The sequence below is a fragment of the Rhizobium sp. P1_E1 genome (genome assembly GCF_056406015.1).
The window spans coordinates 1-24,175 of the sequence record NZ_JBFUAY010000087.1 but is presented as its reverse complement, the minus strand read 5'-3'; the positions used below and the strand labels follow the sequence as shown (position 1 = coordinate 24,175).

The following is a 24,175-nucleotide window of genomic DNA, read 5'->3' as shown; positions in this document are numbered from 1 at the left end:
CGGCAAGGCCCTGGACGCGGGAGGCGATATTCACCGTCTGGCCGAAGTAGTCCTGCCGGTCGTTGAGGTTGACTGCGAGGCATGGGCCCTCGTGGATGCCGATCTTCAGCAGAAGGTCGTCGCTGCCGTGTTCGGCATTTAAGCGAAGCATCGCCTCCCGCATCTTGAGTGCGGCCGCTACCGCACGGTCCGGGCTCGGGAAGGTCGCCATTACGGCATCGCCTATAGTCTTCACGACCGCTCCGGCCTCTGTGGCGACGATCTCATGAAGAACCCGGAAATGCGCTCGCACTAGATCGAAAGCGGCAAGATCTCCGACGCGCTCATAGAGAGCGGTCGAGCCCCTCAAGTCAGTGAAGAGGAAAGTCAGGCTGGTGATCTTGAGGCGCTGGTCGACGTCGAGTGTGTCGGTCCGATAGATGTCGCGGAAGCTCTGGTTCGTCAGCAGACGCTTGGCTGTCAGGAAAGGCCGCCTGCGGCCCAAGAGGTCGTGCAGTTCGTCTCCTGCGATGCAGACGTTCGGCACCACTCTGCGGTCGGTGTGGTTCTCGAGGGTGAGCCGCAGTGAGCCCGGGCGCAGGGTCAGCGTTTCGTTCAGCGCATGCGTCCGACTGATGATCATCGAGAGGGTTTGCCGTTCGTCGGTGGGCTCACCCTGCACGTCGATGAACTGCGCCGAGTGTGTCACCGGATCGAAGATGATGACGAACTGCGCCGGCAGTTGCAGGGAGACGAAGGCCTTCTCGCCCGGAGCCAACTCGATCATCTCCAGCTGGATGCGCGAAAACCTCGCTTCGAGATCGTCAGGCAGGTCCACTCCGGAGCTGAAGAAGATCTGGCGATAGTACTCGAGCGGCGGCAACCGATCGGGATCGTGAGCGGCAATCCTGCGCACGCGCGGACTGACCGTGAACGTGACCTCGACCATCTCGTCGAGGGTCGGCTCGTATCCGGCTGCGCAGAGCGCGCAATGGTACGTCTCGTGGACGACGGTTTTGAGGGTTGCGCCGCTGTCGAGGACGCCGCCGCATCCTGGGCAAAGGACATTCCAGGTCATCTCGAACGCGCCTATGCGGGCTGCATGGAGAAACGCGGCGATGGTTTTCTCTTGATCGAGATGGTGCTTATCGGCGAAAGCGAGCGCATTGATGCGATTAAGCTCGCGATCCGAGCCATGCGTGACGACCTTCTCGATGCACTCAACCGTCGGCGGGTCAGCCGCCTGTCGCAGGGAGGCAAAAAGGACGTCCACTTCGCTCATTAGACAAGTCTCCGTGTGCAGAACCCACGGCGGACGACGCCAGGATCGGGATCATAACACGGGAACTTCCCAATAGAAATCTATAGGCTTGGAGCTGCCTGCTGCCCAGCGAAGCGGGTTCATTTCCCCTTGTATATTCGCTTCAGCGCCACCAGCAGCGCATCCAGTTCGTCGCGCGAAAACAGGTCGGTGAAACGCCGCTCGTGCTTGTCGATCAGCGCACGCGCCCGCGCGAGCATCGCGCGTCCGGCCTTCGTCAGATGAAGCTCCTGGCGCCGGCGGTCCGCCGCGGAGGGACGGCGCTCGATCAGGTTGCGGGCCGTCAGCCGGTTGACGAGGGCCATCATCGTTGCCCGGTCGGTGCCGAGCGTGTTGGCAAGGTCGATCTGCGATGCGCCCGGATTGCCGGCGACGAGTTCTATCACCGCCAGCTGCTTCTGCGTCAGCGCCAGCTCCTCCATGGTTTCGGCGAAGTCGCGATAGATTGCGACATGCGCCATGCGTAGATGAAACCCCAAGAGATCGCCCAGCCGGCCGACGTCGAGGCCTGGCGTCGCGGGCGCATCTTCGCCCTCGAAATCGTCCTGCGGTGATTTTATCGCCATCGTTCGTTCTCGCCTCGTCCAGGCGCCATAACCATCAAAATCAGCAGGTTAGTCAATATCCGTAGTGCGGATTTCCCCGCGCCATTCGATCGATCGGATTTGCCTCAAACAGCCTCTTGCATCGCGGGGAAAAGATATTAGTATGTGTTACATACAAAATTGATGCCTGTTGCGGGGAGCGGTAGGCATGGGAGGAGAAAATGGCGCATTCCTTTTCCGGGATGGCTTCGTCGGCGGATTGCGGGCTGGTGACGGATGATCCGATCCTTTACCGCGCCGGCGTCGCACCGGACCGTCCGGCTCTGTTCGAAATCGCTACCGACAGGCAGCTCACCTATGCCGAGCTCGATGCGCGGATCGCCTGCTGCGCCGGCTTCCTGAGCGATGTGCTCGGAGTGCGCCGCGATGGGGCGCGTGTCGCCATGCTGGCGCGCAACTCGATGGATTCGATCGTGCTTGCCTTTGCCTGCCAGCGTGCCGGCGCCATCTACGTGCCACTCAACTGGCGCCTCAACGCCGCCGAGCTTCGGCCGATCCTTGCCGATTGCGCGCCGGCTCTGCTCGTTCATGACGAGGAGTTCGCGGCAACGGTGGCCAGCGTTGCGAACGCCGATCCCGAGATGGCGGTGATATCGACGGCAGACGGTTCGGCCGGTCTCGCCGCGGTGATCGAGGCGAGCCTTCCGGCCGCTCCCGTGCCCGCCGATGCCGATGGACCCTGCGTCCTTCTTTACACCTCGGGCACGACGGGACAGCCGAAAGGCGTCGTCATCACCCGCCGCAACGCCTTTTTCGCCGCCATCAATTTTTCCGTGGTCGGCGAGATCGGGCCGAGATCCGTCGCCCTATGCGACCTGCCTTTCTTCCACACGATCGGTCTGATCGCCGTCGCACGAACCACATTGATGCTGGGCGGCACACTCGTCGTCTCCGATCGCTTCACGCCGGCGCGCACACTCGCAGCCCTTGCCGACCGGCAGCGTGCCATCACCCATTATTTCGCCGTGCCGCAGATCGTGCTCGCCTTGCGCAACGACCCTGCCTATAGCGCCGCGGCGCTCGCCGGCCTGCATGCGCTCTTCGTCGGCGGTGCACCGCTGACGCAGGCGCTGATCGAAAGCTATCTCGATGACGGCGTTGCGCTGGTCAACGGTTACGGCATGAGCGAGGCGGGAACGGTGCTGCATATACCGATCGACCGGCGCGCCGTGCAGGATAATCCCGGCAGCGTCGGTCTTCCCGCGCCATTGCTCGACATTCGTATCGTCGGCGAGGACGGCCGCGAGGTTGACGAAGGCGAGATCGGCGAACTCTGGCTGCGCGGGCCGGCGGTGACGCCGGGCTACTGGAACAAGCCTCAGGAAACCGCTGCCGCCTTCGCCGACGGCTGGTACCGCACCGGTGATCTCGGCCGACGCGAAGCGAACGGCTTCTATCGCATCGTCGACCGGCTGAAGGACATGTACATCAGCGGCGGCGAGAATGTTTATCCCGCCGAGGTCGAAGCGGCACTCGCAAGTCATCCCGATATCCTCGACGCCGCGGTCGTCGGCATTCCCGATATCCGATGGGGCGAATGCGGCCTCGCCTATATCGTGCTGCGGCCGGGTGCCGTGGCAACGGGCGATGAGATCGCCGGCCATTGCGCGGCTAGGCTCGCCGCCTTCAAGCGTCCGGCGCGCATCCTCTTCGTCGAGGCCATTCCCCGAACCGCCTCCGGCAAGGTGCAGAAACATGTCCTGCGCCAGTTCCATTCCGACGAAACCCTTCAACGACAGCCCCTGTGAAGCGGCCCCGGCATTCACGCCGAAACCAATGGAGTGACCCTATGACTGAAGACAAATCGCCGGTTCTGGTCGAATTCGATGGCGGCATCGCCTTCGTGACCCTCAATCGTCCGGAAAAGCGCAATGCGATGAATCCGGCCCTGAATATTAGGATGCTCGAGGTGCTCGACGAGCTCGAGGGCGACGAGCGCTGCGGCGTCCTCGTCCTGCGCGGCGCCGGCGAATCCTGGTCGGCCGGCATGGATCTGAAGGAATATTTCCGCGACAATGACGACAAGCCGCGTGACGTCACGCTGAAGGCGCGGCGCCAGTCCGGCAACTGGTGGGGCCGGCTGATGTATTTCGAAAAGCCGACGATCGCCATGGTCAACGGCTGGTGCTTCGGCGGCGCCTTCACGCCGCTGGTTTCCTGCGATCTCGCCATCGCCGCCGAGGAGGCAAATTTCGGCCTCTCCGAGATCAACTGGGGCATTCTGCCGGGCGGCAACGTCACCCGTGCGGTCGCCGAAGTGATGCGCCATCGCGACGCTCTCTATTACATCATGACCGGCGAACTGTTCGGCGGGCGCAAGGCCGCCGAAATGGGTCTCGTCAACGAGGCGGTGCCGCTGGCGGAGTTGGAAATCCGGGTCCGCAAGATCTGCGCCAGCCTGCTCGAAAAGAACCCGGTGACGCTGAAGGCCGCCAAGGACACCTACAAGCGGGTGCGCAACCTGCCATGGGATCTCGCCGACGATTACATCTACGCCAAGCTGGAGCAGATGCTGTTTCTCGACAAGACCAAGGGGCGCGACGAGGGGCTGAAGCAGTTCCTCGACGACAAGACCTATCAGCCGGGGCTCGGCGCCTACAAGCGCGGCCGCTGAGGACGGGCCTGGCATGCCGGGCCGTTCACGAGCCGATCATCGGGAGGAGGAAAGCAATGAAAATTCATGCCGCGGTGGCGCGTGCGCCCCATACGCCGTTTTCGCTGGAAAGGCTCGATTTGGAGGAGCCGCGTGAGGGTGAAATCCTGGTTCGCGTCGTGGCAACAGGGGTTTGCCACACCGATATCGTCATGCGTGACCAGYACTTGCCGGTGCCGCAGCCGGTCGTGCTCGGCCATGAAGGCGCCGGCATCGTCGAGCGTGTCGGGCGGGGCGTTGCCAAGGTCAAGCCCGGTGATCACGTGGTCATGACCTTCAATTCCTGCGGTCATTGCCCGAGCTGCAACGATCACGAGGAGACCTATTGCCACGAATTCTTCCCGCGCAATTTCTTCGGTGCGCGCGCTGACGGTTCGAGCGGGCTCTCATGCGAGGGAGAGCGGGTTCACGGCAATATTTTCGGGCAATCCTCCTTCGCCAGCCACGCCCTGTGCCATGAACGCAATATCGTGAAAGTGCCTGAGGATGCGGATCTGGCACTGCTCGGGCCGCTCGCCTGCGGCATCCAGACCGGCGCCGGCGCGGTGATGAACGCGCTCAAGATCGAACCGGGAAAAGTGCTCGCGGTGTTCGGCATGGGCTCCGTCGGTCTTGCCGCGGTAATGGCGGCGCGGATCGTCGGTGCTTCACGGATCATCGCCGTCGATGTCAACGAGACGCGGCTGGCGCTTGCAGCGGAGCTCGGCGCGACTGATATCGTCAACGGCAGGGCGAGCGACGCGGTTGCCGCGATCATGGCGCTAACCGGCGCCGGCGTCGATTATTCGATCGATGCCTCCGGCGTGCCTGCGGTCATCGACCAGTGCGTGCGTGTGCTGGCGCCGCGCGGCACCTGCGGCATCGTCGGGGCCTCGCCCCATGGCGCGACGCTGACGCTCGACCTCACCCATATCCTGTCCGGCGGGCGCCGGGTCCGCGGCATCGTCGAGGGCGATTCCAATCCGGACGTGCTGATCCCGTTGTTGATCGACCTGCATCGGCAGGGCCGCTTTCCCTTCGACAGGCTCGTCACCTTCTATGATTTTGCCGACATCAACCAGGCGGTGGAGGATTCGGAAAAGGGCATCGTGCTGAAACCGGTCGTGCGCCAGCCGGCCGTCTGACACCGTTCGAGGGAGGAAACAATGAACACCGTCACCCCAATCGCCACCGATACCAGTCCCGATGCGATGAAGGCGCTGCTTGACCGGCAAAGGGCGTCTTTCCTGAGGGAAGGGCCGCCAAGCATTGAGACCCGCATCGATCGCATCGACCGCGTCATCGCCCTTCTCGTCGACCATAAGGATGCGATTGCCGCGGCCCTGTCGGAGGATTTCGGCAGCCGCAGCGTCGAGGCGAGCCTGCTTCTCGACGTCTTCACCTGCGTCGGTTCGCTCAAATATGCCAAGGCCCATCTGGCCGAATGGCTGAAGCCCGAGCAGCACGAGGCATTGTTCCCGGATGCGGTGGCAGAAGTGGTCTATCAGCCGAAAGGGGTTGTCGGGATCCTGAGCCCCTGGAATTTCCCCTATCAGCTCGCCCTTGCGCCGCTCGCCGGCATTCTTGCCGCCGGCAACCGCGCCATGATCAAGCCGTCGGAGGTGACGCCGGCTTCATCAGCCTTCATGGCGGAACTCATCGCCGGCTCTTTCGACGAAACGGAAATATCAGTCGTTCAGGGCGGGCCGGCGACGGGCACGGCCTTTACATCACTTGCCTTCGACCATCTGATCTTCACCGGCGGAACTGCGATCGCCCATCATGTCATGCGCGCGGCGGCGGAAAACCTGACACCGCTGACGCTTGAGCTCGGCGGAAAATCACCCGTCATCGTCGGCCGCGCGGCCGATCTCGCAGACGCGGCGCGGCGCGTCATGACCTTCAAGACGCTGAACGCCGGCCAGATCTGCCTTGCGCCGGACTATGTCTATGTGCCCGAGGAAAGCGTCGAGGCCTTTGCCGGACACGCGGTCGCGGCAGTCGGCGCGATGTATCCGACACTGAAGGAAAATCCTGATTACACCTCGATCGTCAATGCCCGCCATCTCGCCCGCGTCCAGGGCCTGATCGACGATGCCAGGGCCAAGGGTGCTCGTGTCGTCGAGATCAACCCGGCGGCAGAGAATTTCTCCCAGCAATCGGCCCACCGTATACCTCCGACGCTGATCCTCGATCCCACAGAAGACATGCGCGTGCTGCAGGAGGAAATCTTCGGACCCGTGCTGCCGGTCCTTCCCTATCGCGATATCGCCGACGTCATCGACCGTATCAATGCCAGGCCGCGCCCGCTCGCTCTCTACTACTTCAGCCAGGATCAGCAAGAGGAACGCCGCGTCCTCGACAACACGACCTCCGGCGGGGTGACGGTCAACGACTGCATGAGCCACGTCACGGCGGAAGGCCTGCCCTTCGGCGGCGTCGGCCATTCGGGCATGGGAGCCTATCATGGGAAGTTCGGCTTCCTCGCCTTCTCGCACCCGCGCGCCGTCTATCATCAGAGCAGGATGGTCGAAGCGGAATACATGATGCGGCCGCCTTATGGCGAGGCGATGCGCGGCTTCTTGGCGGCGGCGATCTGCAAGTAGAAGAGAAGTGGCGGCGATGCCGTCGGCAGCCTCGGCTGCTGACGGCATGACGCGGGCGCTGTGGGTTCGCGACTGCTTTCACCTCAAGGAATGGCCCGATTGCGCAGACTTATCCGGATAACGCGATATTGCGTCATTGGGCTACGTGTCCTGATGCAGAGGATGCCGTTGTTAAACATGCCTTATGCATCAGGTGCTAGCCGTTGAACGGCAGGCGTAGCGGACATGATGTCTCCTGCCGTCCTGGAGCATGACCTTTAATTCCGGTTTCGCCTATTTCTCATGTGATCAAATCTGGCAGCAGGCCCTGCGTGCCCATACCGCATCGTCGCGGCAGTCGCCGCTTTCCTGTCGCCGTATTGCTGCCGACCGGGCTGGAGACGCATAAGCAAACGAGTATAGCCTGATAGGTCTTCAATTTAACGAAGCTCAAACCAGTGTTGCCCTATGATTGGTTCGGTACATGTATTGGAAGGTGGATCCAACGCAGTGAATGGCATCTGGACGCAATTCGGTGGCAACTTGTCATTCGTGTGCCTGGCGATTTCGCTATGGGCGCATTTCTCGATCCAATTTCAGCGTCGTTCGGCCATACAGGAAAAAATCGCCTTCGGAATCATAGCCGGCGGCGCCTCCATCGGATCCATTTTGCTGGCCGTCGAAGTCAATCCCRGCATCTATATCGACATGCGCTTCTCGCCGCTTGCTTTGGCGGGCATGTTTGGTGGACCGATCGCGGCGGCCTTTGCGGCGTCGCTGGCGATGGCCTTCCGCTTCTGTGTCGGCGGCACGGCAATGGTCGATGGTCTGATCGCAATTGCTGTCGCGACCGGCATCGGCCTGGCTGCCAATTTCTGGATCCGGAAGAGATCTCCCGGGTTCATGGACATTGCACTGCTGAGCCTCGCGCTCGGCGCCGCGCTTGTTGTTTTGATGGCGGTGCTTCCCACTCTGGTGCACGCCCGTGTATTGGCCATCATCGGTCTGCCCATGACCGTTTTGAACTGCCTGGCGACCGTGCTCTGTGGTTTCGTGCTGTTGAAGACACAGCAATGGGACCTGGAGCGAAGCATATTGGTGACCGCGTTTTCGCAGTCGCCCGACTATCTCTACGTGAAGGACCGAAACAGCCGGTTCATCACCGTCAATGAAAATATGATCCGCCTCTATCGTTTCAAGACGACGGCAGAGATGACCGGATTGTCGGATTTCAATCTTCTGTCACGGCCGCTCGCCGAAGAATTGTATTATCTCGAACAGCAGGTCATGGACACTGGCGTGCCTCTGATCGACTCCACCGAGCGCATCGAAGGCAGATACCTGCTCGCCTCCAAGGTGCCGCTGAGGGATAGACAGGGGCGGGTGATCGGCCTTGCCGGGGTAACGCGTGATGTGACGGAGCGTGCTGCTCTGGAGCGGGAACTGCGCGAAAGCAAGAACCTGCTGTCGCATGCGATGGCCGGCATGTCCGATGGTATCGCGATGTACGACAGCAAGGGTTTTCTTGTTTTCTGTAACGAACAGTATCGCACCGCGTTTCCGCTGTCCGGAGACGCCCGCGTGGTTGGCGCGCATATCAGCGACATTCTTCGCCGCGTCGCCGAAACAGGCGAGCGGGCCGGTATTCCGGACAATGACCGCGAAGAGTGGATCAAGGCCGCCAGTGCTACCTTGCACAGCAACAAGGACGAAGAGATTCAACTTCACAACGGCGACTGGCGCAGCATCCGGACAAGGCTTGCGGAAGACGGCACGGCGATGGCCGTTGTCTCGGACATCACTGCGACGAAGCAGGCGGAAATCGCGCTCAGGCTGTCGGCGGAGCAGCTGAAGAATCTGGCCGAGACCGATGGGCTCACCGGCATGGTCAATCGCCGGGCCTTCGACGAAGCTTTCGCCCGTGAGACCGCAGGCAGCGCCAGGAAAAACACGCCGTTCAGCCTTCTGATGGTCGATATCGACCGCTTCAAGGCATATAACGATACCTACGGCCATCCCGCCGGAGACCAATGCCTGCGTGTCGTCAGCAAGTGTCTGCGGCAGTCGGTAAGCCGGCCGGCAGACATCGTCGCTCGCTACGGCGGAGAGGAATTCGTGGTTCTGCTCCCAGCAACCAGTGCGAAAGGGGCAATGATCGTTGCCGAGCAATTCGCACGTCTGCTGAGCCAGGAGAATATCGTTCATTCCGGCAGCGAATTCGGACGGGTGACCGCCAGCATCGGCATATCCTGCGCGACGGGAGCCACCTTGAGGGTCAACCCTAACCGCCTCCTGACCGAGGCCGATGCCGCCCTCTACGACGCAAAGACCCAAGGTCGCAATCGCATCCTGGCACATTCGCCCGACGAACGGCATGCCATGAAGGACGCCGGTTAGATCCTTGATAGGTTTTTCCTATCGAGCCATCGCTCGTGCGCCCTTGATGTTTTCCTCGCTTCGACAATACAGGGCGCATGGACACAAAATTCATTGGTAAGAAATCGGCGGCAGCCGGCGGCTGGGGCGCTTTGAAGAGCTGCGGCAAGCGTTTGCTTCAAAGCGGCATGCCCATTTCAGGCGCGCGGACGATGCTGAAGGCGAACCAGCCGGATGGATTCGATTGCCCGGGCTGCGCCTGGGGCGATCCGGAGCACGGATCGTCGTTCGAGTTCTGCGAGAACGGCGTGAAGGCCGTCGCCTGGGAGGCGACGGAAAAGCGGGCAACGCCCGCCTTCTTCGCTGACAATACGGTATCTGAGCTTCGCCGGCTGACGGACTATGAACTGGAACTCAACGGCCGCCTCACCCATCCGATGCGCTACGATGCGGTGAGCGACCGTTACCTGCCGGTCGCGTGGGAGGATGCCTTTGCCGAGATCGGCAGCATTCTGACGGGCCTCGATAATCCCAATCGGGCGGAATTCTACACGTCGGGCCGGGCGAGCAACGAGGCCGCCTTCCTGTACCAGCTGTTCGTGCGCGTCTACGGCACCAACAATTTTCCCGACTGCTCCAACATGTGCCACGAGGCAAGCGGCATCGCCATGCGCCAGGCGGTCGGCGTGGGCAAGGGCACCGTGCTGCTGGAGGATTTCGAAGAGGCCGACGCGATCTTCGTGATTGGGCAGAACCCGGGCACCAACCATCCACGGATGCTCGGCGACTTGCGCCGGGCGGCGATCCGCGGCGCGCGCGTCGTCGTCTTCAATCCCATCCGCGAACGCGGCCTGGAGCGCTTCTCCGACCCGCAGGACAAGATCGAGATGCTGCGCGGCGGTTCGACCGACATCGCCAGCCTTTATCTCCAGCCGCAACTCGGCGGCGACATGGCTGCGGTGCGCGGGATGGCGAAGGTCGTGCTGGCTGCAGAGGATGCAGCGGTCGCCGCCGGTCTGCCCTCCGTACTCGACCATGCATTTCTCGCCGAACACTGCGCGGGTTTTGCGCAATACAAGGCAGCGGTCGAGGCGACGAACTGGGCTGACATCGAGGACCAATCGGGACTGAGCCGGCAGGAGATCGAGAGGGCGGCCGATGTCTATGTCAACGCCGAGCGGGTCATCTGCACCTGGGCGATGGGTGTAACCCAGCATCTGCATTCCGTGGCGACGATCCGCGAGATCGCCAATTTCATGTTCCTGCGCGGCAATATCGGCCGGCCGGGTGCCGGCCTTTGCCCGGTTCGCGGCCATTCCAACGTGCAGGGTGACCGCACCGTCGGCATCAACGAAAAGCCATCGGAGGATTTCCTCGATGCGCTGGAAAAGCACTTCCGCTTCACCGTTCCCCGCGAACATGGCCACAATGTCCTTGCCGCGATCGGAGCGATGCTCGACGGCTCGGCTGATGCCTTCATCGGGCTTGGCGGCAATTTCGCGCGCGCCACGCCTGACAGCGCACTCGTTGAAAAGGCGCTGCGGCGGCTGAAGCTGACGGTGCACATCGCAACCAAACCCAATCATTCGCATCTCATGCCCGGCGAGACGGCCTTTATCTTGCCGTGCCTCGGGCGCACCGAGATGGATATGAATGCAGCGGGCAACTCACAGCTCGTGAGCGTCGAGGATTCGATGAGCATGGTGCATGGTTCTGCCGGTATCAATCGCCCTGCCTCGCCGCATCTCCTCTCGGAAGTCGCCATCATTGCCGGCATTGCACAGGCGACGGTCGGCTCCGTCGTGGTCGACTGGGCAGAGCTCGCCGACGACTACGACCGCATCCGCGATCACATCGAGGCGACCATTCCCGGCTTCGAAAACTACAATACGCGCCTGCGCAAGCCGCGCGGTTTCCACCTGCGCAACACGGCCGCCCATCGGGAGTGGCATACACCGGCAGGCAAGGCGTCATTTTCTTCGGAGGCGCTTCCGGAGGAGACGGTGCATCAGCGGGCGCGAAAGGGAGAGGGGCGTTTCGCCCTGCAGACGTTCCGATCGCACGATCAATACAATACGACGGTCTATGGTCTCGATGACCGATATCGCGGCGTCTATGGGGAGCGGCAGGTCATCTTCATTCACCCAGCCGACCTGACGGCGATGAATGCCAAGGCCGGCGACCGGGTCGACGTGATCGGCGAGCATGATGACGGCATCGAGCGTGTCGCAGAGGATTTCCGCTTTGTGCCCTATGATATTCCGAGGGGAAGCATAGCGGGATATTATCCCGAGCTGAACGTGCTCGTGCCGCTTGGCAGCGCGGGTAGGGAAAGCGATACGCCCACCTCGAAATCGATCATGGTATCCTTCCGCCGACGAAAAGCCGCGTGAGCGAAGAAGCGTCGGAGGCCGATCGCTTTCTCGCCCTCGTCGCTGCGGCGCAAGGCAGGGATAACAGGCTGACACCCATCCAGGCCGGTCTCCTTGTCGCCGCAGATTTGGGGATTGCCCGTGACAGTCGCACCTTTGCGCGCATGCTGGGGATCGCGCATTCTCTCGTGCTCAGGGAGCTCAACGCCCTGGCGGAACGCGAAGGGATGCTGCAGATCGTGAAGCGGGATCTGAGGACAATGAGAGTGYATTACACATTGCCGCCGCGAGACGAGACGTAAACCCCCATGCGTTATCGCCGCATCACGCGCTTCCTGGTGTCGGAAGGGTATTCTCCGTATGTCGTCTTATAGACTGCGGAAAACCGGCCGAAATGAAAGAAGCCCCATTTGAGGCAGATGGCCTTCATGGTCTCCTTGCTCTCGGGATCGAGCAGATCCTGGCGCGCGGCACGCAGCCGAAGCGTCAGCAGATAGGCAGCGGGAGAGGTTCCTCTGAAGGCACGAAAACCGGTTTCGAGCGCCCGGCTGGATACGCCGGCCGCTTCGGCCACCTTCGGCATTGTGATCGGCTGATCGATATTGGCGTGCATGAATTCGATCGCCCGGCGCACATGTCGCGGGGCGATCAGGGCGGGGCCATTCTCCAGGAAATGCGACAGCCGGTGCGGCACCAGGCGCACAACCAGATCGGCGAGCGCCTGCGTCATATGCGCCATGGCGATCGGCGACTGCAGCAAGGGGCCATCGTCGCGCATGCCTGAGATGATCGTTTCCGTGAGATTGTTGATCAACCGGCCTTCCGGTTTGGACAGATCCAGTTCGGGCAGCAGGTCAAGGGAGCCGCTGAACGGCATCTCGAACGTCTGGCCGATCGTTTGCAGGATGAGAGGCCAGTTGATCAGCAACTCGTCGATGACGTTCGATCGCCCATGCATGATGACGCTATTGGGCTCGAAATTGTTATAAAGAAGCAGTTTTCCTTGCCCGGCCTCGGCGACGCGGGACCCATAGGTTACCCCCATGCCGCCGCTGCGCGGCACGACGATCGACAGGTATTCGGCCGTATCGACGGTCGGCTCGATATTGAACTGAAACTCCGCCTCATGATAACCGGTGAGCAGGACGGCGGTGTCACATACCGAGAAATCCAATCCCCAATGGAAGTCCTGGGCGCGGCCGACAGGCTCGGCATCAAATGCGCCAAAAGCCCCCCCGAGCGTTTCGACCATGTTGTCGAAGGACGAACCGCTAAATCGGAATGAGAATGGCGCAGTGCTATTTTCCGTCATGCTGCTCCCATTGTTCGATGTGACTGTTTCGACATGCTTTTCTCCAGCGCTCGCAGGTGCCAGCGTGACGCGCGGCCGGCGAGAGTGTCGGATTGGTGCACGTACCTCTGCCAGCCTTGCCAGTCGTCATGGATGGTCGTCCTGCGCTGCGGCGCTTCATCAGAGCCTGTAGACGGCATGGATGAGCGGCCTAGGACGTATATTAGACGATTGTTGGATAGAGTGCAGCAGCTTGCAACGGAGCAGGTGGATCTCCGCGTCATACCGGCATCGAGATCAGCGGCTTGTGCCAGCTGATGCAGGCCGAATTCGGGTATGGTAGACGTCAAAAAGACCAACCCGTTGAATGCATTAGTTCCCATCCAGATCAGGAACTGACAGAACCCGCGGCCATTGGCAAGACGTCACGCTGCCGGCGATGATGACAACCCGCTGATAAAACGATTACGCTGAAGGAGCGATTTTACAGCTGTAGCCGATAGAGAGCGCCCCAATTCGCGAGCTGCGCAGTCGCCTGCCGAAGGTTCTTAGTGGACCGCTTAAAGATGGCCTTCGGCAGGCAGACAGGCATGCWAGCATACGCACGGGATGGAGTGCGTATGTATGATCCCTTTCATCCTTTGGGGGTAACGGATGGAAGGGCTTGGTTTTGGGACCGTCAACCATCATGGCCTTGGTCGAGATTGATCTTACTGTTCCTTAGCTATGGAGCAATTGTCAGGCCCCGATATTGTCGGCCAACCGGCTTTTCGTGACGCAGTCTGGACTGACCTTGCGCAAAATGTATAGGCAAGCGCTTCGTGGAAGCCGCGTGTTCCGCGTCATGGCCTGCGCAGAGTGGATAGAGATCTTCAATTTCTCATTTAGCACGAACGATGGGAACTTCGGCATGCTGCCGCCGGGCACGATGCATTCGATTCTTTGAGCTGAGCAATGATTTTCTCACCGAAGGCACAAGCGACGGATCGTTTCTAACACGCCTATATCGACGTCAAGACTATCGGTTTCCGTGACGCTCGCGGGCATTGCTCTGTCTCCGGGGATACGGACTCCCTTGGAGCGCAGCCGTTCCAATTGGGCCTCGGCGCGCTCCGGGAAACCTGTATCCACGGCCGCGGGGAATAGCGCGATCACGGTCATTCCCGCATTCACCGGGTGCTCGCCCGAGAAAAAGTGGCCCGCATCGAGCGACCAGGCGGCCCCGGAAAGACCCGCGGAAAGCATCTCGACGATAAGAGCGATGTTGGCGCCCTTATAGCCGCCGAAGGGCAGGAGGGCGCCGAGCATCGCCTTGACAGGATCGGTGGTGATTGCGCCGGTCTCGTCGATGGCTATGCCGTGCGCAATCGGCGACTGTTCCCTTGCCGCCTCGGCAAGAGTTATGAAGGCCGTCGCACTCGTCGCCTGGTCGATGACGAGGGGCGGCAAGGGTTCCGGCAAAGGCGCGCCGAAAGCGAGCGGATTTGTGCAGTAGACGCGCTCCCCGCCTTCGGCGGCGGCCATCAAAGCCGGTCCGTTGGCGGCGGCGATGGCTATCAACCCGTCCTCAGCGAGGCGCCGGACGTAATATCCCAGTTCCCCGGCGGTATAGCTGTTTCTTTGCGTGAAGACTGAAATGCCGAAGGTTTTCACGCGCTTTACGAAGTCGTCGTAAATCAGGTCAAACCCGAGCTGCGCTATGCCGCCGTCCGCATCGGCGTAAATCAGGGCCGGCAGCACGTGGTCGAAGCGGGGCTTGGCGTCTCCGTTGATCCGCCCGTCGCGCAGGCTGGTGAGATAATCGACGAAATGCGGAAAACCCAGCTCGGTACGACCGAAGCAGGCGGCCGAAAGCGTTGCATCGACGAGCGCCTTCGCCATGGCCGGGCTGCTGCCGCAGGCGAGGCAGGCTTCGAGCGCCAATTGGCGGAGCTCGTCGATCGGCATTCTCATCCTCTGCTTTGCCATCACAGCTCCAATGCGGCTCGTCTACCCTCATAGAAGGCATAGGTGCCTGGCGCGGCGCAGTCTCCGATTTCGACGACATCGCAACCGTGCGAACACAGTTCCTCACCCAGCCAGTTGGCCGCTGCAGAGATGGCGGCATGTTGATTGCGACGCACTTCAGAGGGCGACTGAAAGGGCGCTATCGCGTCGGGGAGCCACCTCCTGCGAGTTCACCATTGCACCCGCGAGCTGGCGGAAGGTGACAAGCCCCAAAGCTTCTCCTGATGGTGAAAGCACCCTGGCATCGTCGTCCGGCGCCGATGCCAACATCCGCACAGCCTCTTCGACGGTCGTACCTGATGCAATCGTCAATCCGCCGGGCGCAGCACCGGAATGCAAGGGTGTCATGACGGCATCGACCTGGATGACCCGGCCTCGATTGACCTCCTTGACGAAGTTGGCGATGTAGGCGTCGGCCGGACGCAGAACGATGTCCTGGCTGGTGCCCTGCTGGATGACTTCGCCATCGCGCAGGATCGCAATCTGATCGCCCAGGCGAAGGGCTTCATCGAGATCGTGGGTGATGAAGACGATGGTTTTCTTGATCTCCCTCTGAATATCGAGAAGGACCGTCTGCATATCCGTGCGGATCAAAGGATCGAGCGCCGAATAGGCCTCGTCCATCAGCAGAACGGGAGCATCGTTCGAGAGGGCTCGGGCCAGCCCGACGCGCTGCTGCATGCCGCCCGATAACTGATTGGGGTATTTGCTCTCGAAACCTTTCAGGCCGACCCGCTCCAGCCAGCGCATGGCGACGTCGGCGGCTTTCGAGCGCTCCATGCCCTGCACTTCGAGGCCGAAGATGGTATTGTCGAGAACATTCCGATGCGGCAGAAGCGCGAACTTCTGAAACACCATTGCCGTCTGGTGCCGGCGAAACGTCCGCAATTCGGTCTCGTTCATTTTCACGACATCGACGCCGTCGACAAGCACTTCGCCAGCGGTCGGATCGATCAGACGATTGATGTGGCGGATGAGCGTCGACTTGCCCGAACCCGAAAGGCCCATGATGACCTGGATGCGGCCCGAGGGTATCTCGACATTGATATCTTTCAGGCCCAGCACGTGGCCGTGCTTTTCGTTGAGCTCGGTCTTCGACAATCCCTTTTTGACGGCATCGACATGAGCGGCAGGGTTGGGACCGAAGATCTTGTAAAGGTGGYGGATCTTGATGCCGCCGAAACGTTGATCAGCCATGGACGATCTCCCGATGCTTCTGGAGCCTCTTGCCATACGCCTGGCTGACCCGGTCGAAGATGATGGCGATGCCGACGATGGCAAGGCCGTTGAAAATACCCAGCGTGAAGTACTGGTTGGCGATGGCCTTCAGAACCGGCTGGCCCAGGCCCTGGACGCCGATCATCGAGGCGACGACCACCATGGCGAGCGCCATCATGATGGTCTGGTTGATGCCGGCCATGATGGTGGGAAGCGCCAACGGCAGCTGGACCTTGAACAGTTTCTGCGAACTCGATGTCCCGAAGGCGTCGGCCGCCTCCAGCACGTCCTTGTCGACCAGGCGGATGCCGAGGTCGGTCAGCCTTATCATCGGCGGTATCGCATAGATGACCACTGCGATCAGTCCCGGCACCTTGCCGATGCCGAGCAGCATGACGACAGGGATGAGATAGACGAAGCTCGGCATCGTCTGCATGACGTCGAGGATCGGATTGATGATGCGCTGCAGCCGGTCGGAACGCGCCATCAAGATCCCCATCGGGATACCGATGGCAATGGAGAGCACGGTACAGACGAAGATCATCGAGACCGTCCGCATCGTATCGTCCCACATGTCGAAATAGCCGATCAGCAGCAGCGTGACGAGACAGCCGAAGACGATCTTCAGGCTGCGGCTCGCAAACCATGCGATGACAAGGATGATTGCAGTAATGATCGGCCACGGCGTCTGCGTCATGAAGCGGTCGGCGGCGATGAGGAAATGCTGCAGCGGGGAGAAGAGGCTTTCGATTGCGTCGCCATAGGTGCGGGTAAATGTGCGAAAGCCGTCATCGATCGCCTTCTTCAGATTGCGAAGGGCGTCGTCATCCATATGCGGGAATTTGTAAAACCATTCCATTCGGTTCCCCTTTTTCTTCAAAGAGCCGCGGCAGTCTTTTTGATTTTATCGGCAGCGAGAGGCGGTGCGCTTTAGGCGCACCGCAATAGTCGGTCTTAAAGAGCAGCTTCGATCTTCGCAGCTGCCTCAGGCGAGACCCACTTGGTCCACAGGTCCTTGTTTTCTTTCAGGAAGTGCTTGGCACCATCCTCGCCGGTTGCCTGGTTGTCGGTCATCCACGCCATCAGCTTGTTGACCGTCTCATTGCTCCAGGAGCGCTTCGTCAGGTAGTCCATGACCTCAGGCCCGACCTTTTCCGAAAAAGGCTTGGCAACCAGGGTCACCACGTGATCGACCGGCCATGCATTCGGCTTCGGATCGGGGCAATCGGCGACGGTATTGCAGCGCTTCCATTCGGCAGCGTCGTTCGGCACGCCGGCTTCCAGCTTGACCATCTGATACTTGCCGAGCAGCGCGGTTGGTGCCCAGTAATAGCCGGCCCAGCCTTCCTTGCGTTCGTAGGCCTTGGCGATCGAACCGTCGAGGCCGGCAGCTGAACCGGTGTCGACGAGGGTGAAGCCTGCCTTCTCGGCTTCGAAGGCCTTGTAGAGCTGCGTGGTCACCACGGTGCCGCCCCAGCCCTGCGGCCCGTTGTAGATGGMGCCCTTCTTCGAATCCTCAGGATCGGGGAAGAGTTCCGGATGCTTCAGCACATCACCGATGGTCTTGATATCGGGATGGGCGTCGGCCAGATATTTGGGAATCCACCAGCCCTGTACGCCGCCATCGGGCAGCGGAGAGCCGACCTGGACGATCCGGCCTTCATCCGTCCCCTTCTTGACGACATCCGGCAGCAGGTCGATCCAGGCTTCCGGCGCGATGTCCGGCTGGCCCTTTTCGGCCATCGAGGTAATCGTCGGGACGGTATCGCCGACGGTGATTTCGGCGGCGCAGCCATAACCTTCGTTCAGGATGAGCTTGTCGAGGTTAGAGAGAACCTCCGCACTCTGCCAGTTCATGCTGGCAATGGTCACAGTGCCGCATTCGGCGGCGCTGGCGAAAGACGCCCCGCCCATCAGGCCAAACGTCAGACATGTCGATGCGAGTAGTTTTTTCATTCTCGTTCCCTCTGTTTAGCGGCCAGTTTTGCTGAGCGGGGCGCCGCAGGACCCGCTCCAACGGTTGTCAGGAAGCGTCTCCCATACTCACCGATTTCTTGAATGCTGCCGATAGTCCCTCCGCAACCGAAGCGTCGAACCCGGCCGCGCGCATGCCTTCGATGGCCGCCGCCGTGGTTCCGCGATAGCCGACAAAGGTTTGAACAACCTCATCGGGACATTCGTCGCGGCGCTCCAGCAGGCGACCGGCGCCTGTCATCACCGTGTTGACGGCGCGCCGCGCAATCTCCGCCGGCAGGCCATGGGCGACGGCATCGCTCATCATGGCGGCGGCGAGCAATGCCGGGAAAGCCGGTCCGGACCCGGACAGGCCGGTGAGGTAATCGATGTCGCTTTTCCTTGCGACCTCGTCCTCAGATCCGCATGCCTGAAAAATCGCGCGGACGAGCGCCCGGTCGTCTTCGGTGACATCGCTCGCGCCAATCCAGGGTGTATAGGACTTGGCCAATTCGGCGGCGGCATTCGGCAGGGCGCGGACGACGCGACCGGTGTTGTGGCGGTCCGAAAGTGCGTCCAGGCGGATGCCCGCCATGACTGAGATGACGAGCTTGCCGCCGGCATCGACATCAAGAGCATGCCAGTCATCAGGGCGGACGGAAAGAATGATCACGTCCGAACGGTCGGCAAGCGCCTGATTGTCGGTGGTCAAGAAAGAATTCGGGAAGCGGCGCGGCTCTTCGCTGCGATAGGAGAGGGAGAGTTTTTGAGGTTCGACCAGGCCGGCATCGAGGATCGAGCCGGCGATTGCTCCGCCAAGCCAACCGCCGCCACCAATTATACCGATCCTCAAGGAAACGCTCATCTCGGCTTTCCCTAACCCGGCCTATAGCCATGCCGGGAGAAGAAGCGATCGAGCTCCCTCTGCTGCGGCACTTCGCCGGTGTAGATCGCGATATATTCGGGAATCCGTTTCATGCGGACGGCGAGTTCCTCCTTAGCTTGCATGGAGATATATCCGATCTGCACGAGGTAAGTTGTTCGCGCTCGGACATCTGATGTCGCTTCTGGTAGCCCGAACCGGATAAACATGCGCTTGAGGGCTTCCAGCCGGAGCTGATCGGCTTGCCGGACCTCGGCGAGAATCTCGTCGGACTGCAGCGCCCAGCTGCGCACGGCAAATTCGAACCTGGCGTCGAACAGATCATTGTTGAGCCAGCAGTCGAAGACGTTGAGCATCGCCTCGGCGAGCGATTCCGCGTAGGCTTCGGATTGCTTGACGATGTTGCCGGTATTTTTGTCGCGCCACCGCGCCACGAGCCCGGCCAACAGCTCCTCCCGATCCTTGAAGAACCAGTAGAAGCTCGTGCGCGAGAGATTGAGCCTCTTCGCCAGCGGCAGAATTTTCACCGAATCCACGCCGGAATCCAGCAGCGAGTGGTAAGCTGCTTCCAGCCATCCCTCTTGTGATCCCCGCCAGCCAGTGTCGTTCAGAGCCTGATCCATAAGCTATCTCCTATCAAATTATACGGCAGCGCACAAGGAAAATGTACATTGGTGTCGAAAATGACGACCCAGATGTTTTCAACATTGACACATATGTACATTGTGCTTAGCGTCGGCTCTGACGTTTTTAATCCGGAACCACGGCCCATGTCGAACGATCCCCTTCTGCAGCCCTACCAGCTCAAGCATTTGAAACTGCGCAACCGCATCATCGTCACCTCCCACGAGCCGGCCTATCCGGAAGACGGCATGCCGAAGGAGAGGTATCGCGCCTATACGGTGGAGCGGGCAAAGGGCGGCGTGGCCTTGACGATGACGGCCGGCTCGGCCGCGGTTTCCAGGGACAGCCCGCCGGTCTTCAACAACCTGCTCGCCTACAAGGACGAGATCGTGCCCTGGATCAGGGAGATGACCGACGCCGTGCATGAAGAGGGAGCGGCGATCATGATCCAGCTCACCCATCTCGGCCGGCGCACACGCTGGGACAAGGGCGACTGGCTGCCTGTGGTGGCGCCATCGCATCAGCGCGAAGCGTCCCACCGGGCCTTCCCGAAGAAGGTGGAAGATTGGGACATCGAGCGCATCATCAAGGATTTCGCCGACGCTGCCGAACGCATGAAGGCGGGTGGCATGGACGGTGTCGAACTGGAGGCCTACGGCCATCTGATCGACCAGTTCACCTCGCCGCTCACCAACGAGCTCGACGGCCCCTATGGCGGATCGCTCGATAACCGTTTGCGCTTCTGTTTCGACGTCTTCAGGGCAATCCGGCAAAGAGTGGGGAACGACTTCATTCTAGGCGTGCGCTATACCGCCGACGAATGTCTTCCCGGCGGTACCGGCAAAGCCGAAGGCTTGGAAATCTCCCGGCGCCTGAAGGAAAGCGGCCTCATCGATTACCTGAACGTCATTCGCGGCCACATCGATACCGATGCGGGCCTCACCGACGTGATCCCGATCCAGGGCATGGCGAATTCGCCGCATCTCGATTTCGCCGGCGAAATTCGCGCCGCAACCAACTTTCCGACCTTCCATGCGGCGAAAATCCCTGACGTCGCCACCGCGCGCTACGCGATCGCCTCCGGCAAGGTCGACATGGTCGGCATGACCCGCGCCCACATGACCGACCCGCATATCGTCCGCAAGATCATCGAAAAGCGGGAAGACGATATTCGTCCCTGTGTCGGCGCCAATTACTGTCTCGATCGTATCTACCAGGGCGGGGCGGCCTTCTGCATCCACAATGCCGCCACCGGCCGCGAACTGACCATGCCGCATATCGTGGCGAAGGCCGACGCCAAGAAAAAGGTCGTCATCGTCGGCGCCGGCCCGGCCGGTCTGGAAGCGGCGCGCGTCGCCGGAGAACGCGGCCACCAGGTCGTCGTTTTCGAAGCGGCGAACAATCCCGGCGGTCAGATCCGGCTCACCGCTCAAAGCGAGCGCCGCAAGGAAATGATCAGCATCATCGACTGGCGCATGAGCCAGTGCGAGAAATACGACGTCACCTTCCACTTCAACACCTGGGCGGAAGCGGACACCATCGAGGCCGAGAATCCCGATGTCGTCATCATCGCAACCGGCGGCCTGCCGCATACCGAGGTCCTGGYGAGCGGCAACGAGCTGGTGGTTTCGTCATGGGACATCATCTCCGGCGACGTGAAGCCTGGAACCAACGTGTTGATCTTCGACGACGCCGGCGATCATGCCGGCCTGCAGGCGGCGGAGTTTCTCGCCAAGGCAGGCGCCAAGGTCGAGATCATGACGCCGGACCGGTCCTTCGCGCCCGAGGTCATGGCCATGAATCTCGTGCCCTATATGCGGTCTCTGCAGAAGCATGACGTGACCTTCACCGTCACCTACCGTCTGGAAGCCGTCGAAAAGAGCGGCAACCAGCTCGTCGCCCATGTCGGCAGCGATTACGGCGGGATTGCCAAGCAGCAGAGCTTCGACCAGATCGTCGTCAATCATGGGACCATTCCGCTCGATGAACTCTATTTCGAACTGAAACCCAGCTCGAGCAATCTCGGCGAAATGTCGCACGATCAGCTTCTTTCCGGAGAACCTCAGTCCGTGATCCGCAATCCTGATGGCAAGTTCCAGCTGTTCCGGATCGGCGATGCCGTTGCCGCACGCAACACGCATGCAGCCGTCTATGACGGGTTGCGCATCGCGAAAGATATCTGATTGCAAGAGTGGGCCGCTTGTCGGCCGATCGTCTCGGGAGGTGATGTCATGAGTTTACGCAATGAAAGCCTCCAGATTTTCCTGGATGCAATTTTTGTGGCTTTCGACCAGTTCACGAATACCCCGGAGGCTCGCCGCTCGATTCGTCAGATTTCTGCTGCGCTGGAGCGCCCGGGAACGGCGCGTGCGGGGGAGGGAGGCCGATTGCCTGTGTGCGCTCTCCTTGATGTGGCGCTTTCCGTCGATACGTCCTATCCTTCGCTGACGCGTTTGATCGAGGGGTTCAAAGGCATCGAGCCAATGCTTGAATGGCATCGGCGCACCAAGTATGACCACACGGCCAGCGACAATTTTGTCGATGGGCATGCCAATGCGATGATTATCGGCCCGGGAGGATTGGAGGAGCGGAGCGACCTGTGGATCGGCGTGACGTTGATGGCGCCTCACGTGCGCTATCCCGATCACGACCATGCGCCTGAGGAAGTCTATCTCGTGCTTTCCGAGGGAGAGTTCCAGCAGGGGGAAGGGGACTGGTTTTCGCCAGGTATCGGCGGATCCTTCTATAATGTCCCTGGCATCAAACATGCCATGAGGTCGCTTGACACGCCGTTCTTCGCCTTCTGGGCATTGCTTGCCGAACGGCCGAACTGACGGCCAGCAGTTTAGAAATAAAGGGGGGTTGCCCATGAAGATACTCGTCCCAGTCAAACGGGTTGTCGACTACAACGTGAAGATCCGGGTGAAGCCGGATGGCACGGGTGTCGAGCTTGCCAATGTGAAGATGTCGATGAACCCGTTCGACGAGATCTCGGTGGAAGAGGCGTTGCGGCTGAAGGAAGCCGGCAAGGCCGAGGAAGTGGTCGTCGTTTCGATCGGTCCAGCCAAGGCCGAGGAGACGCTGCGCACCGCACTTGCCATGGGCGCCGACCGGGCGATCCTGGTTGAGACCGACGATCAGATCGAGCCGCTCACTGTCGCCAAGATCCTCAAGGCTGTCGCCGATGCCGAACAGCCCGGCCTGATCATCGTCGGCAAGCAGGCGATCGATGACGACAGCAACCAGACCGGCCAGATGCTGGCGGCGCTGCTGGGCATGCCCCAGGCGACCTTCGCCTCGAAGATCGAGATCGGCGATGGCAAGGCTCAGGTGACCCGCGAGGTCGATGGCGGCCTGCAGACGATCGAGATCAAGCTGCCGGCGGTGGTCACCACGGATCTGCGCTTGAACGAACCGCGTTATGCCTCGCTGCCGAATATCATGAAGGCGAAGAAGAAGCCTCTCGACAAGAAGASSCCTGATGATTTCGGCATCTCGACCACGCCGCGCCTCAAGGTCYTGAAGACCGAGGAGCCGTCGGGCCGCAAGGCCGGCGTCAAGGTCAAGTCGGTCGCCGAACTCATCGACAAGCTCAAAAACGAAGCCGGCGTGCTGTAATCAGGTTGGAACAGGAACCATCATCATGACCATTCTTCTTCTGGCTGACCACGACAATGCAAGCCTGTCCGACCAGACCGCCAAGACGCTGACGGCTGCAACCAAGATTGGCGGCGACGTGCATGTGCTGGTTGCCGGCAAGGCTGCCAAGCCTGCTGCTGATGCGGCTGCCAAGCTTGCCGGCGTCTCCAAGGTGCTGCTCGCCGAAAGCGACGAACTCGCCAACAATCTCGCCGAACCGCTGGCCGACCTGATCGTCTCGCTGGCGGGAAGCTACGACACGATCATCTCGGCCGCCACCTCGGTCGGCAAGAACGTGCTGCCGCGGGTGGCAGCCCTGCTCGATGTCGCCCAGGTCTCCGAGATCATCGAGGTGATCTCTGCTGACACCTTCAAACGGCCGATCTATGCCGGCAATGCCATCCAGACGGTGCAGGCGACCGATGCCAAAAAGGTGATCACCGTGCGCACCGCATCCTTTGCCTCTTCGCCGGAAGGTGGTTCGGCCACCGTCGAGGCGATCCCGGCGGTTTCCGATCCGGGGCTGTCGACCTTCGTCAGGGACGCGCTGTCGGCCTCCGACCGTCCGGAGCTGACCTCTGCCAAGATCATCATCTCCGGCGGCCGCGCACTCGGCTCTGCCGAGAAGTTCAGGGAGGTCATCCTGCCGCTTGCCGACAAGCTCGGTGCTGCCGTCGGTGCATCGCGTGC

The 24,175-nt window shown here is 61.1% G+C and carries 20 protein-coding genes; 11 read left to right on the top strand and 9 right to left on the bottom strand.

Features of this window, described 5'->3' with window-relative positions; genetic code table 11:
- Both AC1D1Z_RS23705 and AC1D1Z_RS23700 read right to left on the bottom strand, forming a co-directional pair.
- On the bottom strand, positions 1-1,261 hold a 1,261-nt coding region (locus AC1D1Z_RS23705), incomplete at its 3' end, for a DUF5939 domain-containing protein (protein WP_477851750.1).
- Between the two features lie 119 nt (positions 1,262-1,380).
- Entirely contained in the window at positions 1,381-1,866 is a 486-nt protein-coding gene (locus tag AC1D1Z_RS23700) for a MarR family winged helix-turn-helix transcriptional regulator (RefSeq protein WP_018246054.1), read from the bottom strand.
- A 200-nt stretch (positions 1,867-2,066) separates the two neighbouring features.
- Here AC1D1Z_RS23700 and AC1D1Z_RS23695 point away from each other — a divergent pair, with 200 nt between their 5' ends.
- From AC1D1Z_RS23695 to AC1D1Z_RS23665, 7 genes are all read left to right on the top strand, one after another.
- Positions 2,067-3,653 carry an AMP-binding protein gene (locus AC1D1Z_RS23695; protein ID WP_018246053.1) on the top strand — a complete coding sequence of 529 codons (1,587 nt, stop codon included), beginning with the start codon at positions 2,067-2,069 and terminating at the stop codon, positions 3,651-3,653.
- Positions 3,654-3,694: 41 nt separating this feature from the next.
- Entirely contained in the window at positions 3,695-4,519 is an 825-nt protein-coding gene (locus AC1D1Z_RS23690) for a p-hydroxycinnamoyl CoA hydratase/lyase (protein WP_018246052.1), read from the top strand.
- 56 nt (positions 4,520-4,575) lie between these two features.
- Positions 4,576-5,682, top strand: coding sequence for an NAD(P)-dependent alcohol dehydrogenase (locus tag AC1D1Z_RS23685; protein WP_477851749.1), 1,107 nt, complete (start codon positions 4,576-4,578; stop codon positions 5,680-5,682).
- Positions 5,683-5,703: 21 nt separating this feature from the next.
- Positions 5,704-7,143, top strand: a complete 1,440-nt coding sequence (locus tag AC1D1Z_RS23680; RefSeq protein WP_018246050.1) for a coniferyl aldehyde dehydrogenase — start codon at positions 5,704-5,706, stop codon at positions 7,141-7,143.
- Positions 7,144-7,590: 447 nt separating this feature from the next.
- On the top strand, positions 7,591-9,519 hold the full coding sequence (locus tag AC1D1Z_RS23675; RefSeq protein WP_477851748.1) for a diguanylate cyclase: 1,929 nt from the start codon (positions 7,591-7,593) through the stop codon (positions 9,517-9,519).
- A 77-nt stretch (positions 9,520-9,596) separates the two neighbouring features.
- Positions 9,597-11,891 (top strand): FdhF/YdeP family oxidoreductase, encoded by a 2,295-nt coding sequence (locus AC1D1Z_RS23670; protein ID WP_018246048.1) that lies wholly within the window; start codon positions 9,597-9,599, stop codon positions 11,889-11,891.
- Complete coding sequence (locus AC1D1Z_RS23665; protein ID WP_477851747.1) at positions 11,888-12,172, top strand: hypothetical protein; 285 nt, start codon at positions 11,888-11,890, stop codon at positions 12,170-12,172. The genes AC1D1Z_RS23670 and AC1D1Z_RS23665 overlap by 4 nt, the downstream gene beginning before the upstream one ends.
- Positions 12,173-12,183: 11 nt before the next feature.
- Here AC1D1Z_RS23665 and AC1D1Z_RS23660 read toward each other — a convergent pair whose 3' ends face one another.
- From AC1D1Z_RS23660 to AC1D1Z_RS23630, 7 genes are all read right to left on the bottom strand, one after another.
- Positions 12,184-13,182, bottom strand: a complete 999-nt coding sequence (locus tag AC1D1Z_RS23660; protein WP_018246046.1) for an AraC family transcriptional regulator — start codon at positions 13,180-13,182, stop codon at positions 12,184-12,186.
- 942 nt (positions 13,183-14,124) lie between these two features.
- Positions 14,125-15,129: an Ldh family oxidoreductase gene (locus AC1D1Z_RS23655; RefSeq protein ID WP_018246044.1), complete on the bottom strand. Its 1,005-nt coding sequence runs from the start codon at positions 15,127-15,129 to the stop codon at positions 14,125-14,127.
- A gap of 156 nt (positions 15,130-15,285) precedes the next feature.
- Entirely contained in the window at positions 15,286-16,365 is a 1,080-nt protein-coding gene (locus AC1D1Z_RS23650) for a quaternary amine ABC transporter ATP-binding protein (protein ID WP_477851745.1), read from the bottom strand.
- Entirely contained in the window at positions 16,358-17,245 is an 888-nt protein-coding gene (locus tag AC1D1Z_RS23645; RefSeq protein ID WP_018246042.1) for an ABC transporter permease, read from the bottom strand. The genes AC1D1Z_RS23650 and AC1D1Z_RS23645 overlap by 8 nt, the downstream gene beginning before the upstream one ends.
- A 95-nt stretch (positions 17,246-17,340) precedes the next feature.
- Complete coding sequence (locus AC1D1Z_RS23640) at positions 17,341-18,342, bottom strand: ABC transporter substrate-binding protein (protein ID WP_477851744.1); 1,002 nt, start codon at positions 18,340-18,342, stop codon at positions 17,341-17,343.
- 67 nt (positions 18,343-18,409) lie between these two features.
- The gene (locus AC1D1Z_RS23635; RefSeq protein WP_018246040.1) at positions 18,410-19,204 is read right to left on the bottom strand and encodes a pyrroline-5-carboxylate reductase family protein; all 795 of its coding nucleotides are present in this window, start codon (positions 19,202-19,204) and stop codon (positions 18,410-18,412) included.
- A gap of 11 nt (positions 19,205-19,215) precedes the next feature.
- Positions 19,216-19,845, bottom strand: a complete 630-nt coding sequence (locus AC1D1Z_RS23630; RefSeq protein WP_018246039.1) for a TetR/AcrR family transcriptional regulator — start codon at positions 19,843-19,845, stop codon at positions 19,216-19,218.
- A gap of 147 nt (positions 19,846-19,992) precedes the next feature.
- Between AC1D1Z_RS23630 and AC1D1Z_RS23625 the strand changes: the two genes are divergently transcribed.
- From AC1D1Z_RS23625 to AC1D1Z_RS23610, 4 genes are all read left to right on the top strand, one after another.
- Positions 19,993-22,029 carry an oxidoreductase gene (locus AC1D1Z_RS23625; protein ID WP_477851743.1) on the top strand — a complete coding sequence of 679 codons (2,037 nt, stop codon included), beginning with the start codon at positions 19,993-19,995 and terminating at the stop codon, positions 22,027-22,029.
- A gap of 48 nt (positions 22,030-22,077) precedes the next feature.
- Entirely contained in the window at positions 22,078-22,680 is a 603-nt protein-coding gene (locus tag AC1D1Z_RS23620; protein ID WP_018246037.1) for a dimethylsulfoniopropionate lyase, read from the top strand.
- Between the two features lie 34 nt (positions 22,681-22,714).
- Entirely contained in the window at positions 22,715-23,464 is a 750-nt protein-coding gene (locus tag AC1D1Z_RS23615; RefSeq protein WP_477851742.1) for an electron transfer flavoprotein subunit beta/FixA family protein, read from the top strand.
- Between the two features lie 25 nt (positions 23,465-23,489).
- On the top strand, positions 23,490-24,175 hold a 686-nt coding region (locus AC1D1Z_RS23610; protein WP_477851741.1), incomplete at its 3' end, for an electron transfer flavoprotein subunit alpha/FixB family protein.